The sequence below is a fragment of the Pseudomonas oryzagri genome (assembly GCF_020831405.1).
Taxonomy (GTDB): Bacteria; Pseudomonadota; Gammaproteobacteria; order Pseudomonadales; family Pseudomonadaceae; genus Geopseudomonas; species Geopseudomonas oryzagri.
This window is the reverse complement of sequence record NZ_JAJHPU010000031.1, coordinates 217,054-230,959: the sequence shown is the minus strand read 5'-3', so window position 1 is coordinate 230,959 and position 13,906 is coordinate 217,054. Positions and strand designations below refer to the sequence as shown.

The 13,906-nt window shown below is 70.3% G+C and carries 16 protein-coding genes; 11 read left to right on the top strand and 5 right to left on the bottom strand.

Annotated features, from left to right (window positions below):
• Window positions 1–34 precede the first annotated feature (34 nt).
• A complete protein-coding gene (locus LMJ29_RS11720) occupies window positions 35–964 on the top strand; it encodes a LysR family transcriptional regulator (RefSeq protein ID WP_319942217.1) in 930 nt (309 codons plus the stop codon).
• A 139-nt stretch (window positions 965–1,103) separates the two neighbouring features.
• On the opposite strand, the gene LMJ29_RS11715 is transcribed toward LMJ29_RS11720, so the two are convergent.
• Together LMJ29_RS11715 and hexR are read right to left on the bottom strand one after the other, a co-directional pair.
• Window positions 1,104–1,328 (bottom strand): PA3496 family putative envelope integrity protein, encoded by a 225-nt coding sequence (locus tag LMJ29_RS11715; RefSeq protein WP_229605695.1) that lies wholly within the window; start codon window positions 1,326–1,328, stop codon window positions 1,104–1,106.
• Between the two features lie 137 nt (window positions 1,329–1,465).
• Window positions 1,466–2,347, bottom strand: coding sequence for a transcriptional regulator HexR (gene hexR, locus LMJ29_RS11710; RefSeq protein ID WP_229605694.1), 882 nt, complete (start codon window positions 2,345–2,347; stop codon window positions 1,466–1,468).
• Window positions 2,348–2,483: 136 nt separating this feature from the next.
• On the opposite strand from hexR, the gene zwf reads away from it, so the two are divergent.
• The 6 genes from zwf (at window position 2,484) to LMJ29_RS11680 (ending at window position 8,053) form a co-directional block, all read left to right on the top strand.
• A complete protein-coding gene (zwf, locus tag LMJ29_RS11705) occupies window positions 2,484–3,914 on the top strand; it encodes a glucose-6-phosphate dehydrogenase (RefSeq protein WP_229605736.1) in 1,431 nt (476 codons plus the stop codon).
• A gap of 89 nt (window positions 3,915–4,003) precedes the next feature.
• Window positions 4,004–4,876, top strand: a complete 873-nt coding sequence (locus tag LMJ29_RS11700) for a universal stress protein (RefSeq protein ID WP_229605693.1) — start codon at window positions 4,004–4,006, stop codon at window positions 4,874–4,876.
• Window positions 4,877–5,138: 262 nt separating this feature from the next.
• Window positions 5,139–5,762 (top strand): CDP-alcohol phosphatidyltransferase family protein, encoded by a 624-nt coding sequence (locus LMJ29_RS11695; protein WP_229605692.1) that lies wholly within the window; start codon window positions 5,139–5,141, stop codon window positions 5,760–5,762.
• 133 nt (window positions 5,763–5,895) lie between these two features.
• A complete protein-coding gene (locus tag LMJ29_RS11690; protein ID WP_229605735.1) occupies window positions 5,896–6,516 on the top strand; it encodes a lysophospholipid acyltransferase family protein in 621 nt (206 codons plus the stop codon).
• Between the two features lies 1 nt (window position 6,517).
• On the top strand, window positions 6,518–7,450 hold the full coding sequence (locus LMJ29_RS11685) for a phosphatidate cytidylyltransferase (protein WP_229605691.1): 933 nt from the start codon (window positions 6,518–6,520) through the stop codon (window positions 7,448–7,450).
• A 60-nt stretch (window positions 7,451–7,510) separates the two neighbouring features.
• Window positions 7,511–8,053: a hypothetical protein gene (locus LMJ29_RS11680; RefSeq protein WP_229605690.1), complete on the top strand. Its 543-nt coding sequence runs from the start codon at window positions 7,511–7,513 to the stop codon at window positions 8,051–8,053.
• 111 nt (window positions 8,054–8,164) lie between these two features.
• On the opposite strand, the gene LMJ29_RS11675 is transcribed toward LMJ29_RS11680, so the two are convergent.
• Window positions 8,165–9,058, bottom strand: a complete 894-nt coding sequence (locus LMJ29_RS11675; protein ID WP_229605689.1) for a PA4780 family RIO1-like protein kinase — start codon at window positions 9,056–9,058, stop codon at window positions 8,165–8,167.
• A gap of 487 nt (window positions 9,059–9,545) precedes the next feature.
• Here LMJ29_RS11675 and LMJ29_RS11670 point away from each other — a divergent pair, with 487 nt between their 5' ends.
• Entirely contained in the window at window positions 9,546–9,950 is a 405-nt protein-coding gene (locus LMJ29_RS11670) for a hypothetical protein (protein ID WP_229605688.1), read from the top strand.
• A 26-nt stretch (window positions 9,951–9,976) separates the two neighbouring features.
• Window positions 9,977–10,450 (top strand): tetratricopeptide repeat protein, encoded by a 474-nt coding sequence (locus LMJ29_RS11665; protein WP_229605687.1) that lies wholly within the window; start codon window positions 9,977–9,979, stop codon window positions 10,448–10,450.
• A 58-nt stretch (window positions 10,451–10,508) separates the two neighbouring features.
• Here the strand turns inward: LMJ29_RS11665 and LMJ29_RS11660 are convergent, their stop codons facing one another.
• Window positions 10,509–11,519 (bottom strand): zinc-dependent alcohol dehydrogenase family protein, encoded by a 1,011-nt coding sequence (locus tag LMJ29_RS11660; protein WP_229605686.1) that lies wholly within the window; start codon window positions 11,517–11,519, stop codon window positions 10,509–10,511.
• 318 nt (window positions 11,520–11,837) lie between these two features.
• Between LMJ29_RS11660 and LMJ29_RS11655 the strand changes: the two genes are divergently transcribed.
• The gene (locus tag LMJ29_RS11655) at window positions 11,838–12,053 is read left to right on the top strand and encodes a YdcH family protein (RefSeq protein WP_229605685.1); all 216 of its coding nucleotides are present in this window, start codon (window positions 11,838–11,840) and stop codon (window positions 12,051–12,053) included.
• Between the two features lie 182 nt (window positions 12,054–12,235).
• Window positions 12,236–12,742, top strand: coding sequence for a DUF4124 domain-containing protein (locus LMJ29_RS11650; protein ID WP_229605684.1), 507 nt, complete (start codon window positions 12,236–12,238; stop codon window positions 12,740–12,742).
• A gap of 24 nt (window positions 12,743–12,766) precedes the next feature.
• Here LMJ29_RS11650 and LMJ29_RS11645 read toward each other — a convergent pair whose 3' ends face one another.
• Window positions 12,767–13,786: a zinc-dependent alcohol dehydrogenase family protein gene (locus tag LMJ29_RS11645; protein ID WP_229605683.1), complete on the bottom strand. Its 1,020-nt coding sequence runs from the start codon at window positions 13,784–13,786 to the stop codon at window positions 12,767–12,769.
• Window positions 13,787–13,906 lie beyond the last annotated feature (120 nt).

Here is a 13,906-nt window from a genome sequence, read left to right as displayed (position 1 = left end):
TCCGCCCCCTGTCAGTCCCCGCGGAGAGCTTTCCATGCGCAAGTCCCTGATGCGCCTTACCCTGCGCCAGCTGCAGGTGTTCCGCGCGGTGTGCGAGACCCGTTCGTACAGCCGCGCGGCCGAGGAGATGGCGCTCACCCAGCCGGCGGTCAGCCTACAGATCCGCCAGCTCGAGGAGCTGGTCGGCCAGCCGCTGTTCGAGTTCGTCGGCAAGAAGCTCTACCTCACCGACGCCGCCGAGGCGCTGCGCCGCGCCGGCGGCGACATCTTCGGCCGCCTGGAGAGCCTCGACATGCAGCTCTCCGACCTGCTCGGCTCGCTGCAGGGGCAGCTCAGCCTGACGGTGGAGTCCAGCGCGCAGTACTTCGTCCCCCACCTGTTCGGCGAATTTCGCCGCCAGCATCCCGAGGTCGGCCTGCAGCTCACCGTCGCCAGCCACGCCCAGGTGCTGCGCCGCCTGGGCGTCAGCCGCGACGAGCTGATGATCCTCTCCCAGGTGCCGACCGGCATGAACCTGGAGTTCAACCCCTTCCTCACCAACCAGATCGTCGCCGTGGCGCCGCCCGAGCATCCGCTGTGCCAGCGCGAGTCGCTGGCCCTGCAGGAGCTGACCGCCTGGCCGCTGCTGCTGCGCGAGCCGGGCTCGGGCACCCGCCAGGCCTGCGAGCGGTTCTGCCACGACAAGCGCGCCCACTTCGCGCAGACCGTGCAGCTCGGTTCGCTGGAGGCGCAGCGCGCCGGCGTGCTGGCCGGCCTCGGCCTCGCCCTGCTGCCGCGCCATGCGGTGAGCCTGGAGCTGGCCAGCGGTCGCCTCCGGGAGCTGCCGGTGGTCGAGCTGCCGCTGCAGCACAGCTGGTGCGTGGTGCATCCGCGCGACCGCCGGCTGAGCCCGGTGGCCAGCGCCTTCGTCGAGTTCATCCGCGCCAACCGCACGGCGGTCAACGCCCTCAATCTGCGCCTGTGAGCGCTGAGATTGCGTAGGGTGGGTAACTCGCGTAGCGAGTACCCACCAGACCGGGGCGGGCACGGGCGCGGTAGAAAATCGCTGCCGCGAATTTTCCATCCTGCCTGCGGGCAGGTAGGCGCAGCGCGAGTCGGCCACCCTACGCCCCGGCCTGGCGGCGCGCCTCGGCACGCAGCGAACGTACGTAATTGACGGCGATCAGTTCGGGAAAGTCGTGGATGTCCTGGTCCAGGCGGCGCTCCTCGTTGTAGCGCTCGATGGCCCGGCGGAAGGTCATGCGGCGCTGGTCCTCCAGCTTGCGGCGGGCCTTGGCATCCAGGTGCGGAATTGCGGTGACGACGTTGACAGCATGGTGGCGGGGCATGGCGTCTCTCCCATCGCGAACGATCCAGGGAGTTCGAGCATGCCGCGCCAAGGGTGACGGCTTGACGGCAGGGCGGTGACGCCGGCGTGACAGCGCGCCGCGCGCTCCCGTGGCGGGAGCGGCGCCGCGGCAGGGGCTCAGGCGCTGCCGTTGCCTTCCTCGGCGGGCTTGGCGGTCTTGGGCGACAGGCGCAGGCTGCGCAGGCTGCGCTTGACGCTTTTCAGGTGGTTGACCAGGTCCGGGCCGCGGGCCATGGCCACGCCCATCGCCAGCACGTCGATCACCACCAGGTGGGCGATCCGCGAGGTCAGCGGGGTATAGATCTCGGTGTCTTCCTGCACGTCGATGGCCAGGTTGACGGTGGCGAGGTCGGCCAGCGGGGTCTGGCTCGGGCACAGGGTGATCAGCGTGGCGCCGCTTTCGCGCACCAGGTTGGCGGTGGTCAGCAGGTCCTTGGAGCGGCCCGACTGCGAGATGCAGATGGCCACGTCGCCGGGCTTGAGGGTCACCGCGCTCATCGCCTGCATGTGCGGGTCGGAGTAGGCGGCGGCGGTCAGCAGCAGGCGGAAGAACTTGTGCTGGGCGTCGGCGGCCACCGCGCCGGAGGCGCCGAAGCCGTAGAACTCGACGCGCGAGGCGTTGGCGATGGCGTTGACGGCGCGCTCCAGCGCCCGCATGTCGAGGTGCTCGCGCACCTCCATGAGGGTGTGCAGGGTGGTGTCGAAGATCTTCAGGCTGAAGTCGGCCAGCGAGTCTTCCTCATGGATGGCGAACTGGCCGAAACTGGCGCCGGCGGCCAGGCTCTGCGCCAGCTTGAGCTTGAGATCCTGGAAGCCGGTGCAGCCGATGGCGCGGCAGAACCGCACGATGGTCGGTTCGCTGATTCCCACCTCGTGGGCGAGGTCGGCCATGGAGCTGTGCATGACGGCGGCCGGGTCGTGCAGCACGTAATCGGCGACCTTCAGTTCGGACTTGCGCAGCAGCGAGCGGGACTGGGAGATATGTTGCAACAGATTCACGGTGCGGACTCGGTTATGATCGGCCAAAGCCGGAGGTAGTGACGTTGTAGTTATACTACAAAAACTGCGCCAGCGCCCAGGCAATCCGTGTCGGAGACTACCCGTGCCGTCATCTTCCCGCGTTCTTCCCTGCGACATGCTGGTGTTCGGCGGCACGGGCGACCTGGCCCTGCACAAGCTGCTGCCGGCGCTCTACCACCTGCACCGCGAGAAGCGTCTGCCCGCCGACCTGCGCATCCTCGCCCTGGCGCGCACCGTCCTCACGCGCGACGCCTACCTGGCGCTGGCCGAGCGCCGCTGCCGCGCGCAGATCGCCCGCGCCGACTTCTCCGCCGAGGTCTGGCAGGCGTTCGCCGCGCGCCTCGACTACCTCAGCATGGACGCCTCGCAGAGCGCCGACTTCGGCCGCCTGGCCCGTCATCTGGGCGATTCGTGCACGCGTGCGCGCATCTACTACCTGGCCACCGCGCCGCAGCTGTTCGCGCCGATCGCCGCGCATCTGGCCACCGCCGGGCTGGCCGGCGACAACACGCGGATCGTCATCGAGAAGCCGATCGGCCACTCGCTGGAGTCGGCGCTGGCGATCACCAGCGCCATCGGCAAGGTGTTCGCCGAGTCGCAGGTGTTCCGCATCGACCACTACCTGGGCAAGGAGACGGTGCAGAACCTGATGGCGCTGCGCTTCGCCAACGCGCTGTTCGAGCCGATCTGGCGCGCCGGGCACATCGACCACGTGCAGATCAGCGTGCTCGAAACCATCGGCGTGGAGAACCGCGGCGCCTACTACGACGAGGCCGGGGCGATGCGCGACATGCTGCAGAACCACCTGCTGCAGCTGCTCTGCCTGGTGGCCATGGAGGCGCCGGTGCGCTTCGACGCCGAGGCGGTGCGCAACGAGAAGGTGAAGATCCTCCAGGCCCTCAAGCCGCTGACCGGCCTCGACGTGCGCGACAAGACCGTGCGCGGCCAGTACACCAGCGGCAGGATCGGCGGCCAGGAGGTGCCGGCCTACTACTTCGAGAAGAACGTCGACAACGACAGCGACACCGAGACCTTCGTCGCCGTGCAGGCGGAAATCGACAACTGGCGCTGGGCCGGGGTGCCCTTCTACCTGCGCACCGGCAAGCGCCTCAAGCGCAAGTGCTCGGAAATCGTCATCCAGTTCAAGCCGGTGCCGCACCGCCTGTTCTCCGGCGCCGCCGAGCAGGCCAACCGCCTGCTGATCCGCCTGCAGCCCGAGGAGCGCATCAGCCTGCAGCTGCTGGCCAAGACCCCGGGCAAGGGCATGACCCTGGAGCCGGTCGAGCTCGACCTCAACCTGGCCGCCGCCTTCTCCCGCCAGCGCCGCTGGGACGCCTACGAGCGCCTGCTGCTCGACGTCATCGAGGGCGATCCGACCCTGTTCATGCGCAGCGACGAGGTGGAAGCCGCCTGGCGCTGGGTCAGCCCGATCCTCGACGGCTGGGGGGGCTACTACCAGAAGCCGCGCCCCTATCCGGCCGGCTCCACCGGCCCGGAGCAGGCGAACAGCCTGCTCGAGCTGTCCGGGCGCGCCTGGCACGACTGAGCCGTGCGGGACGCGGCGCCCGCAGCATGCTGAAATGCCGCAGAGCTGGATGATCTGCCCATGTGCCATGGCCATCAGGAGTGCCATCGATGATCCGCACCATCCTCGCCCCCACCGACCTCTCCGCCCCGGCGCATCGCGCCGCCGAGCGCGCCGCGCTGCTCGCCCGCGCCTGCGCGGCCCAGCTCACCCTGCAGCACGTGGTACCCGTCGGCGCGCTGGAAAGCCTGCGCCAGCTGTTCGCCAGCGCGCCGGCCGACCTGCGCCAGCGCCTGCTCGACGAGGCGGGCGAGGAGCTGCGCGCGCTGGCCGGCGAACTCGCCCGGCATGGCCCGGTGGCGGACCTCCACCTGTCGGCGGGGTCGGTGACCGCGGCGATCGTCGCCCAGGCCAGCGCCCTGGACGCCGGCCTGCTGGTGCTCGGCGCCCGTGGCGCCAGCCTGGTGCGCGACCTGGCCGTCGGCTCGACCACCGAGCGGGTGCTGCGCGAAAGCGCCCGCCCGCTGCTGGTGGTGCGCCAGGCCGCGCACCACGGCTATCGCCGCGTGCTGATCCCGGTGGACTTCTCGCCGCGCGCGCTCAAGGCCATCCGCCTGGCGCTGCTGCTGGCGCCGCACGCCGAACTGGTCCTCCTGCACGCCTTCGAGGTGCCCTTCGAGGGCCGCCTGCGCCACGCCGGGGTCGGCGAGGACGAACTGGCCCTGCTGCGCGCCCGCGCCGCGCGCGAGGCCGGCGAGCAGATGGGCGAGCTGCTCGCCGCCGCCGGCCTGGAGGCCGACAGCGTGCGTACGGTGGTGGTGCACGGCGATGCCAGCCTGCACATCCTCGACCAGACCCAGCTGCAGGGCTGCGAGCTGGTCATCATCGGCAAGCGCGGCCTGGGGCCGTTCGAGGAGCTGCTGCTCGGCAGCGTGACCCGCCACGTCCTCGCCCAGGCGCAGAGCGACGTGCTGGTGGTCTGAGGCACCTCCCTCGCGCAGCTGCCGCTTGCCCGGCGCTGCCGGTGCCGCGGTGGGCTGACGGCGAGCAGGTCCGCGCCCGAGGCTCCCGTGCGGATCCGCCGTCGCCCGCCTCCCCGCCGTCTGCTGGCGCGCTCCGCCCCCGGCGACCCCGGGCCGATCGTGAGCCGCTTCGCGCCCGCCGTGCGCCACGCATGGACGGCGCCCCGCCCGGCCGGCTATCGTGCGGCTAACCCCAAGGACGCCCCCGGCACCGGAACCCGCCATGCCCTCCATCTACCAGCTCAAGCCCCGCTTCCAGGCCCTGCTGCGCCCGCTGGTGCGGCGCCTGCACGCACGCGGCGTCACCGCCAACCAGGTGACCCTGGCCGCCGCCGCCGTCTCCGTGCTGCTCGGCGCGCTGATCGCCGCCTTCGCCGGCTATCTCTGGCTGTTCGCCCTGATCCCGCTGTGGATGCTGCTGCGCATGGCGCTCAACGCCATCGACGGCATGCTGGCCCGCGAGTTCGGCCAGCAGTCGCAGCTCGGCGCCTACCTCAACGAGCTGTGCGACGTCGTCGCCGACAGCGCGCTGTACCTGCCCTTCGCCGTGCTGCCGGAGGTGTCGCCGCTGTGGGTGGTGCTGGCGACCCTGCTGGCGGTGATCGTCGAGTACGCCGGGGCGATGGGCCCGCTGGTCGGCGCCAGCCGCCGCTACGACGGGCCGCTGGGCAAGAGCGACCGCGCCTTCGTGTTCGGCGTGCTCGGCGCCGGCGTGGCCAGCGGCCTGCTGCCGATCGCCTGGCTCGACGGCCTGTTCATGCTGATCGCCGCCCTGCTGGTCTGGACCCTGGTCAACCGCGTGCGCCAGGGCATCGCCGAAGCCGGGCCGCAAACGCCGTCCGCCTGATCGCCCCTCCCCGACCACCGGGAGGGGCCGCGCCGCCTTCTCCCCAGCGCCACGCGCCAGGAGCCCGCCGATGCACGACACCCCGATCGAAGACCTGCCGCCCGCCGCGCCGTCGCCGCGTCCACGCCGCGGCCTGGCGCAACGCCTGCTGGCACGGGCGATCATCGGCTTCGCCCGCCTGCTCACCGGCGCGCGCAGCCTGTGGCGCGGCTGCGCCCCCACCGGCCGGCAACGCATCTACTTCGCCAACCACAGCAGCCACGCCGACTTCGTGCTGCTCTGGTCGTCGCTGCCGCGCGCGCTGCGTGCCCGCACCCGCCCGGTGGCCGGCGCCGACTACTGGCAGCGCGACGCCGCCCGGCGCTTCCTGATCCACCAGGTGTTCCACGGCGTGCTGGTCGACCGCGAGTGCCGCGACGCCCACCACAATCCGCTGCAGCCGCTGCTCGACGCCCTGCACGCCGGCGACTCGCTGATCCTGTTCCCCGAGGGCACGCGCAACCGCGAGGACGGCCTGCTGCCGTTCAAGAGCGGCCTGTACCGCCTCGGCCGGGCCTGCCCGCAGGTCGAGCTGGTGCCGGTGTGGATCGCCAACCTCAACCGGGTGATGCCCAAGGGCCGCGTGTTGCCGCTGCCGCTGCTGTGCACCGTGACCTTCGGCGCGCCCCTGACCGTCGCGGCGGACGAGAGCAAGGAAGCCTTCCTCGCCCGCGCCCGCGATGCCCTGCTCGAACTGGCGGCGGAGGCCGATTGAGATGGACCGTGACACCCTTGCCCTGTTCGCCGGCATCGGCGCCCTGCTGGCGCTGGCCTCCCTGGTCGGCTTCGTGCTCAAGTGGCGCAACCGCGGCGCAGCCAGCCCGGTGATCGACAACCTCAACGCACGGATCAACGCCTGGTGGGTGATGGTCGGCGTGCTCGGCGGCGCCTTCTGGCTCGGCCAGGGCGCGGTGATCCTGCTGTTCGCCGCGATCTCCTTCTTCGCCCTGCGCGAGTTCATCACCCTGGCGCCGACCCGCGGCAGCGACTACCCGGCGCTGGCGGCGGCCTTCTACCTGGTGCTGCCGGTGCAGTACCTGCTGATCGCCTCCGACTGGTACGGGCTGTTCTCGATCTTCATCCCGGTCTATGTGTTCCTGCTGCTGCCGATCCTCGCCTCGTTCGGCGGCGACACCACCGCCTTCCTGGAACGGGCCGCCAAGGTGCAGTGGGGCATGATGCTCGCGGTGTTCTGCATCTCCCACGTGCCGGCGCTGCTGACCCTCGACATCCCCGGTTTCGAGGGTCGCAACCTGCTGCTGATCGCCTGGCTGGTGCTGGTGGTGCAGATCAGCGACGTGCTGCAGTACGTGTGCGGCAAGCTGCTCGGCAAGCGCAAGATCGCCCCGCACCTGTCGCCGTCGAAGACCGTGGAAGGCTTCGCCGGCGGCGTCGCGCTGGCCACCCTGGTCGGCGCCGCGCTCTACTGGATCACCCCGTTCAGCGTCTGGCAGGCGCTGGCCATCGCCCTGCTGGTCACCCTGCTCGGCTTCTTCGGCGGCCTGGTGCTGTCGGCCATCAAGCGCGACCGCGGCGTCAAGGACTGGGGCCACATGATCGAAGGCCACGGCGGCATGCTCGACCGTCTGGACTCGGTGTGCTTCGCCGCGCCGATCTTCTTCCACGTGTTGCGCTATGGATGGACCTGAGGGCGCAGAGACGCGTTGATCCGCCGTCGCCCCGCAAACCTGCTTCAAGGAGGAAGCTCGATGCCCGACCCTTCGCCCAAACCTCCCTTCGCCTGGCTTGGCGACCTGTCCAAACTGCACTGGCGCGAACAGCGCCTGCTGCTGCAGGGCGGCCTGGTGCTGGCGGTCGGCGGGATAGTGCTGGCCTGTGCGCTGAGCCTGTTGCTGTTTGGCCTGGGAGTTAAGGCCGTGGCCTGGTGGCAGCTCAGGGAGTCGCCCTGGCCAGGCATGACGGACCGGGACTTCACCCGCTGCGTGGATCGGGCCGAGGAGCTGCTGGACGCGGCGCAGGCGGTGCGGCATAGCGAGCAGCGCCGTGTCGACACCGGCGATGCCGCCCGGCGTGATTACCAGGGGCTGGCCGAGGTGTTCTCCGCGGCTTGCGGGGAGGAGCGCTGGGGCGCGGTGTTCGCCGCGAGCGGCCAGGCACCGCTGAAGCACCCGGCCGACTGGCTGCCGTTTGCCGGGCTGAGCCGCGACAGCTGGCCGGCGGGCGTGCAGTGGCCGGTGAGCGGTACGGGGTGGCTGTCCGGCCCCGACGCCTTCCGGGGCCCGGGGCGCTGACGGGGACGCAGCGCGGTCCCGGAATCAGGCAGCCGTGCCGAGATGCTGGTTGCGCGCCAGGGCGCGCAATGCGGCGCCATCGCGGCCGGGCCGGGTTTCCCCGCCTGGCGGTCAGCCGCGCAGCCAGGGCGGCGTCGGCTCGGCGTGCTGGGCCGGGGCGTCCGCGGCTTCCAGCGCCGCGCGGCGGCGCGCCTCGTCGGCCAGCGTGGCGTTGATCTCGCGCATCACCGCGTCGAGGTCGGCGGCTTCCTCGGGTTCGTCGAAGGTGCCGGTCAGTTCGCTGCTCGGGGTCAGCTTGCCGGCCTCGTACAGCGCCCACATCTCCTTGGCGTGCTTGCAGGCGAGCAGCTCGGGCGCGAAGTAGCCGAAGTAGGCGTTCATGTTGGCGACGTCGCGCTCGAGCATCTTGAACGCATGGTTGTTGCCGGCGGCGTCCACCGCCTGCGGCAGGTCGATCACCACCGGGCCGTGCGGGCCGAGCAGCACGTTGAACTCGGACAGATCGCCGTGCACCAGGCCGGCGCAGAGCATCAGCACCACCTGGCGGATCATGAAGGCGTGGTATTCGCGCGCCTGCTCGGCGCTCAGCACCACGTCGTTGAGGCGCGGTGCCGCATCGCCGTCAGCATCGGCGACCATCTCCATCAGCAGCACGCCGTCGAGGAAGTCGTAGGGCTTGGGCACGCGCACGCCGGCGCTGTCCAGGCGGTAGAGGGCGGCCACTTCGGCGTTCTGCCAGGCCTCCTCCTGCTCGCGGCGGCCGTACTTGCTGCCCTTGGCCATGGCCCGCGCATCGCGGCTGTTGCGCACCTTGCGCCCTTCCTGGTACTCGGCGGCGTGGCGGAAGCTGCGCTTGCTGGCCTCCTTGTAGACCTTGGCGCAACGCAGCTGGTCGCCACAGCGCACCACGTACACGGCTGCTTCCTTGCCGCTCATCAGCGGACGCAGGACTTCGTCGATCAGGCCGTCCTCGACCAGCGGCTGAAGGCGTTTGGGGGTTTTCATCGTTGCTTGTCTGGCTCGTGCGGTGCGGAAAAGTCCAGCCACCTTATACGGCAATCCGGCGCCGCCGTGCAGCCCGGCGCGACCGGGAGCGAGGTGCACGGCGGTTCCGGCGGATGGCGGTGGGCGTCTTCGCGACAGGCAAGCGGAGCGCGGCGGACCTGCGGCATCGAGGCTCCTGCGCCGAGCAACCGGCGAGCGTACGGGCATCCGACAGACGCCCGCTGGCGAACATCGGGCGTCGGCGGAGAAGGTTCTGCTGCGATACGCGATTCACCCGGAATCCGATCTTCGGATAACGGCGATAGGGATATTTATTGCCCGGAAGTATTAATACTTTGCTGACCAGGACAGTTCTTTGGTTTCGCTGGATTATTATCAGTTTGACAGCGGCCGCTTTGCTCGACAACTTTCCAGACTTGCTATGTAGGCATATATCCCGGTCACAGGCATGTGACCGATCACGGATCGATAAGACAGGAGTCCAGCAATGCTCGGCTATTACGCGCAGTACAGCAGGGAATACATTACGACCCTGATGGTCGTGACGACCCTATTCTTTGCCCTGCCCATCTTTTTCGCCCCCCTCGCCTGGGCCCGCCTGATGCGCTGGGAGGTTCCCGCGCAGCAGCACCTGGCCATCTACTTCGGCCGCTGCCTCGGCGCCTTCATCCTGGTGGTGGAAGCCGCCATGCTGCGCTCCGCCACCACCGGCACCAGTTTCAGCTATGCCTTCGACATCCTCTTCATGGTGTTTGGCCTGATGTTCGTCGTGCATGTATATGGCGCGGTGCGGCGTATCCAGCCGATAACCGAAACTCTGGAAATCGGCTTGTGGGTGACGCTCTTTATATTGAATGTCCTGTTCTATCCGGCGACCACCATCAACTTCTAATAACACTCCCGATCAGTGGTGGACGTATGAATCGCAGACTATTTGCCGCGGCGCTGGCCGTGGCCGCCGCGTGCGCAAGCCTCCCCGCCAGCGCGGACGATCTGAGCTACCAGGGCTTCGTCGACAGCGACAAGCGGATCAAGTGCCTGTACGGCTACGCGGCGAGCAAGACCGGCGACCACGCGGCGGCCCTGAAGATCTTCAACGACTGCATCGAGCGCTGGAACGATGTCTATTCGATGATCTGGCTGGCGCAGATGTACGAGGCGGGCAGCGGCGTGCCCAGGGACCTGGGCAAGGCCGCGGCGATGATCAGGCGGGGCGCCGAGCAGCCCGACGGCACCGCCTACGTCAGCCTGGCGCGCTATCACTGGGGCGTGGCGCTGTGGGAGGGCAACGGCGTCGAGCGCGATCCCGCGCAGGCGCGCCTCTGGCTGGAGCGGGCGGCCGCCGAGGGCGAGACCGATGCCAGCGACTATCTGCGCCAGCACCTCGACTGAGCCGCCCCCCGTGGACGGGTTGCCGGCCGGCCCTTGCGGGGGCGGCCGGCGCGCGGACTCAGAACTCCAGGCAGATCTTGCCGAAGTGCTGGTTGCTTTCCTGGTAGCGGAAGGCCTCGACGATCTCCTCCAGGGCGAAGCGGCGGTCGATCACCGGGCGCAGGCCGTTGGCGTCGATGGCGCGGACCATCGCCTGCTGCTGGGCGCGGCTGCCGACCAGCACGCCCTGCAGGCGCAGCTGCTTGAGCAGCGCCGGCACCAGCGGCAGCTCGCCGGCCACCCCGCTGAGGATGCCGATCACCGCGACGTGTCCGCCGACCCGCGCGGCGGCCATCGACTGGGCGAGGGTGGCCGGGCCGCCGACCTCGATGACGTGGTCGACGCCGCGCCCGCCGGTCAGCCGGCGCGCCGTCTCGCCCCAGGCCGGGTCGCTGCGGTAGTTGATCAGGTGGTCGGCGCCCAGCGCCTCGAGGCGTTCGAGCTTGGCGTCGCTGGAGGAGGTGGCGATCACCGTGGCGCCGGCCAGCTTGGCGAACTGCAGGGCGAAGATCGACACGCCGCCGGTGCCCTGCACCAGCACGGTGTCGCCGGGCTTCAGCGCGCCGTCGGCCATCAGCGCGCGCCAGGCGGTCAGCCCGGCGGTGGTCAGGGTGGCCGCCTCGGCGTGGCTCCAGCCCTGCGGCGCGCGGGTGAAGGCGCTGGCGCGGGTGGTCACCACCTCGCGGGCGTAGCCGTCGACGCCGTCGCCCGGCACCGTGGCGAAGCCCTCGACCAGCGGCGCGCCGTCCAGCCAGTCGGGGAAGAAGGTGCTGACCACGTGGTCGCCGACGGCGAACTCGTCGACCCCGGCGCCCACCGCGATCACCTCGCCGGCGCCGTCGGCCATCGGGATGCGCGGCTCGCTCGGCCCCCACATGCCGCTGACCACCGCGAAGTCGTGGTAGTTGAGCGAGTTGGCGTGCAGGCGCACGGTGATCTCGCCGGGCGCCGGCGCGGCCGCTTCGCAGCTGCCGACGGTGACGTTGGCGTAACCGCCGCCGGGTTGAACGTAGATGGCTTTGCTGTGCATGAAGGCGCTCCTGGCCGGTGGGTGGTGCGAAGGTGCGGAAAGTTCGCATCGTGCGGGATGGCTCGCCGCATTCGGCGAGCGCCCGGACGGCGCGCGGCATGAGGCGACATTACGAGTTTTTGCCTGGCGAACAAGAGGGGGCGGGCCGCGCGGGTGGTTTTTGCCCGCGCCGGGGCGGCATGACGCCGGTCAATGCCGCGCCGCCGGCGCGGGTGCCAGTATGCGATCAGGATGTCCGTCACGCTTTGCCGGACGCTGCCGCCCGCTGTCGGGGGCGGCGAGTGCCGGTCCTTCGCTGCCCATGAACAAGGAGTTCCCATGTTTCCCGAATACCGCGAACTGATCACCCGCCTGAAGAACGAGGATGCGCACTTCACCCGCCTGTTCGACGAGCACAACGAGCTGGACCAGCGCATCAAGAACCTGGAGGCGCGCATCGAGCTGGGCACCGACGCCGAGATCGAGAACCTCAAGAAGGCCAAGCTGTGCCTCAAGGACCAGCTCTACGTGATCCTCAAGGACGCCGCCGCCTGACCCCACTACCCTGCGCCTCCCCGCCGCCCGGCGGGGAGCCTCCTGCTCCCCCGTCCTGGCCGCCCCGGCCAACCCCACCCAAGCCACGCCTCGGCCCGCGCCGCCACTGGTCGGCGCCCTCCACTGGCGTTAGGCTGCCGGTTCGGGCACCCCGCCCGTTCCCTGCTACGAAGGAATCGAGCATGCTGCCAAGGATTGGTATTGCCCTGTTGCTGTTCGTCGCCGGCGCCGCGCTGGCCGGCGAGGTCTACACCTGGAAGGACGCCAACGGCCGCACCCACTTCAGCGACAAGCCGCTGAACCAGGCGGCCCGCGCGCTCACCGTCACGCCGCCGCCGGTCGCGCCCAGGCAGGCGATCGACCTGACCGGCACCTGGCAGTCGCAGGGCGACAAGGATGGCCGCAGCGTGCTGGCGACCGTCACCTTCAAGGCCGACCAGAGCTTCGCCGGCAAGGTGCAGCTCGACGGCCAGGACTTCATGACCACCGAGGGCCAGTGGCGCATCGACGGCGACCAGCTGCTGTGGACCTACACCCAGACCAGCATCCCGCTGCCCGACAGTCTGAAGAAGGACAGCGACACCATCCTCTCGGCCTCCGCCGAGCATCTCGAGCTGCAGTCCGCGCTGAGCGGCGAGGTGCGCCTGTTCAGCCGGGTGGCGCCGGCGGCGGCGAAGCGCGACGGTTGAGCCCGCCGCGGCACCGCATCCGGTCTACCGACCGACCTGCAGCACCACCCGCCCGCGCGGCGGGCAGGTTTCCATCAGGCGGTGCGCCTCGACCACCTGCTCGAAGGGCAGCACCCGGCTGATCTGCGGGCGCAGCTGGCCGGCGACGGTCAGCCGGTCGATGTCCTGCAGGGCGCGGGCCACCGCGGCGCGGTCCTGGGGGATGCCCAGTTCCTCCTTGCCGGTGAAGTTGCCGATGCAGTGGACGAAGAAGCGGATGTTCTTCTGGAACGCGGCGCAGGCCGGGAAGTGGGTGTCGTTGCCGCCCTGCAGGCCGTACAGCACCAGGCGTCCGCGCGGCGCCAGGGCGTCGCCGAGCAGACTCATCTGCGGGCCGCCGAGGGCGTCCATCACCACGTCGACGCCGCGGCCGTCGGTGAGCTGGTTGATGCGGGTGACCAGGTCCTGCTCCTCGGTGAGGATCACCTGGTCGGCGCCCAGTTCGCGCAGGTAGTCGCGGTCCTCGGCCAGCTTGGTGGCGGCGATCACCCGCGCGCCCAGGCCCTTGGCCAGTTGCACCACGCTCGGTCCGCAGCACTGGCTGGCGTCGGTGACCAGCACGCTTTCGCCTGCCGAAAGGCCAGCCAGCTCGACCAGGCCGAACCAGCCGATCAGCGCCGGCAGGTAGTGGCCGCAGGCCTCCAGGGCGCTCAGCTGCGCCGGGTAGCGGTGCAGCGACTGGCGCGGCAGCAGGGCTTCCTCGGCGTAGCCGGGGTAGTGGTTGGCGCTGTGGGCGGGGAAGCTCGCCACCCGGTCGCCGACCGCCAGGTCGTCGACGCCCTCGCCGACCGCCAGCACCACGCCGGCCAGCTCGTGGCCGAGGCCGGCCGGCAGCTGCGCCGGCGTGCAGGCCAGGTTCTGCCGCCAGAGCACGTCGTACCAGCTCACGCCGATCGCCTCGACGCGCACCAGCACCTCGCCGGCGCCCGGCCGCGGGCACGCCTGCTCCTCGAGCTTGAGCACATCGGCCGCGCCGAACTGGTGGAATCGAATGATGCGGGACATCGCCTACCTCGCCTGCAACCTTATGGCCGGGACTTTAGCCGGGCTCGTCCGGCGATACCACCTGCATGCGGACGATAGTCACCATGCCTGGCGCTGATGGAAGCGCGCCGCTCGCATATT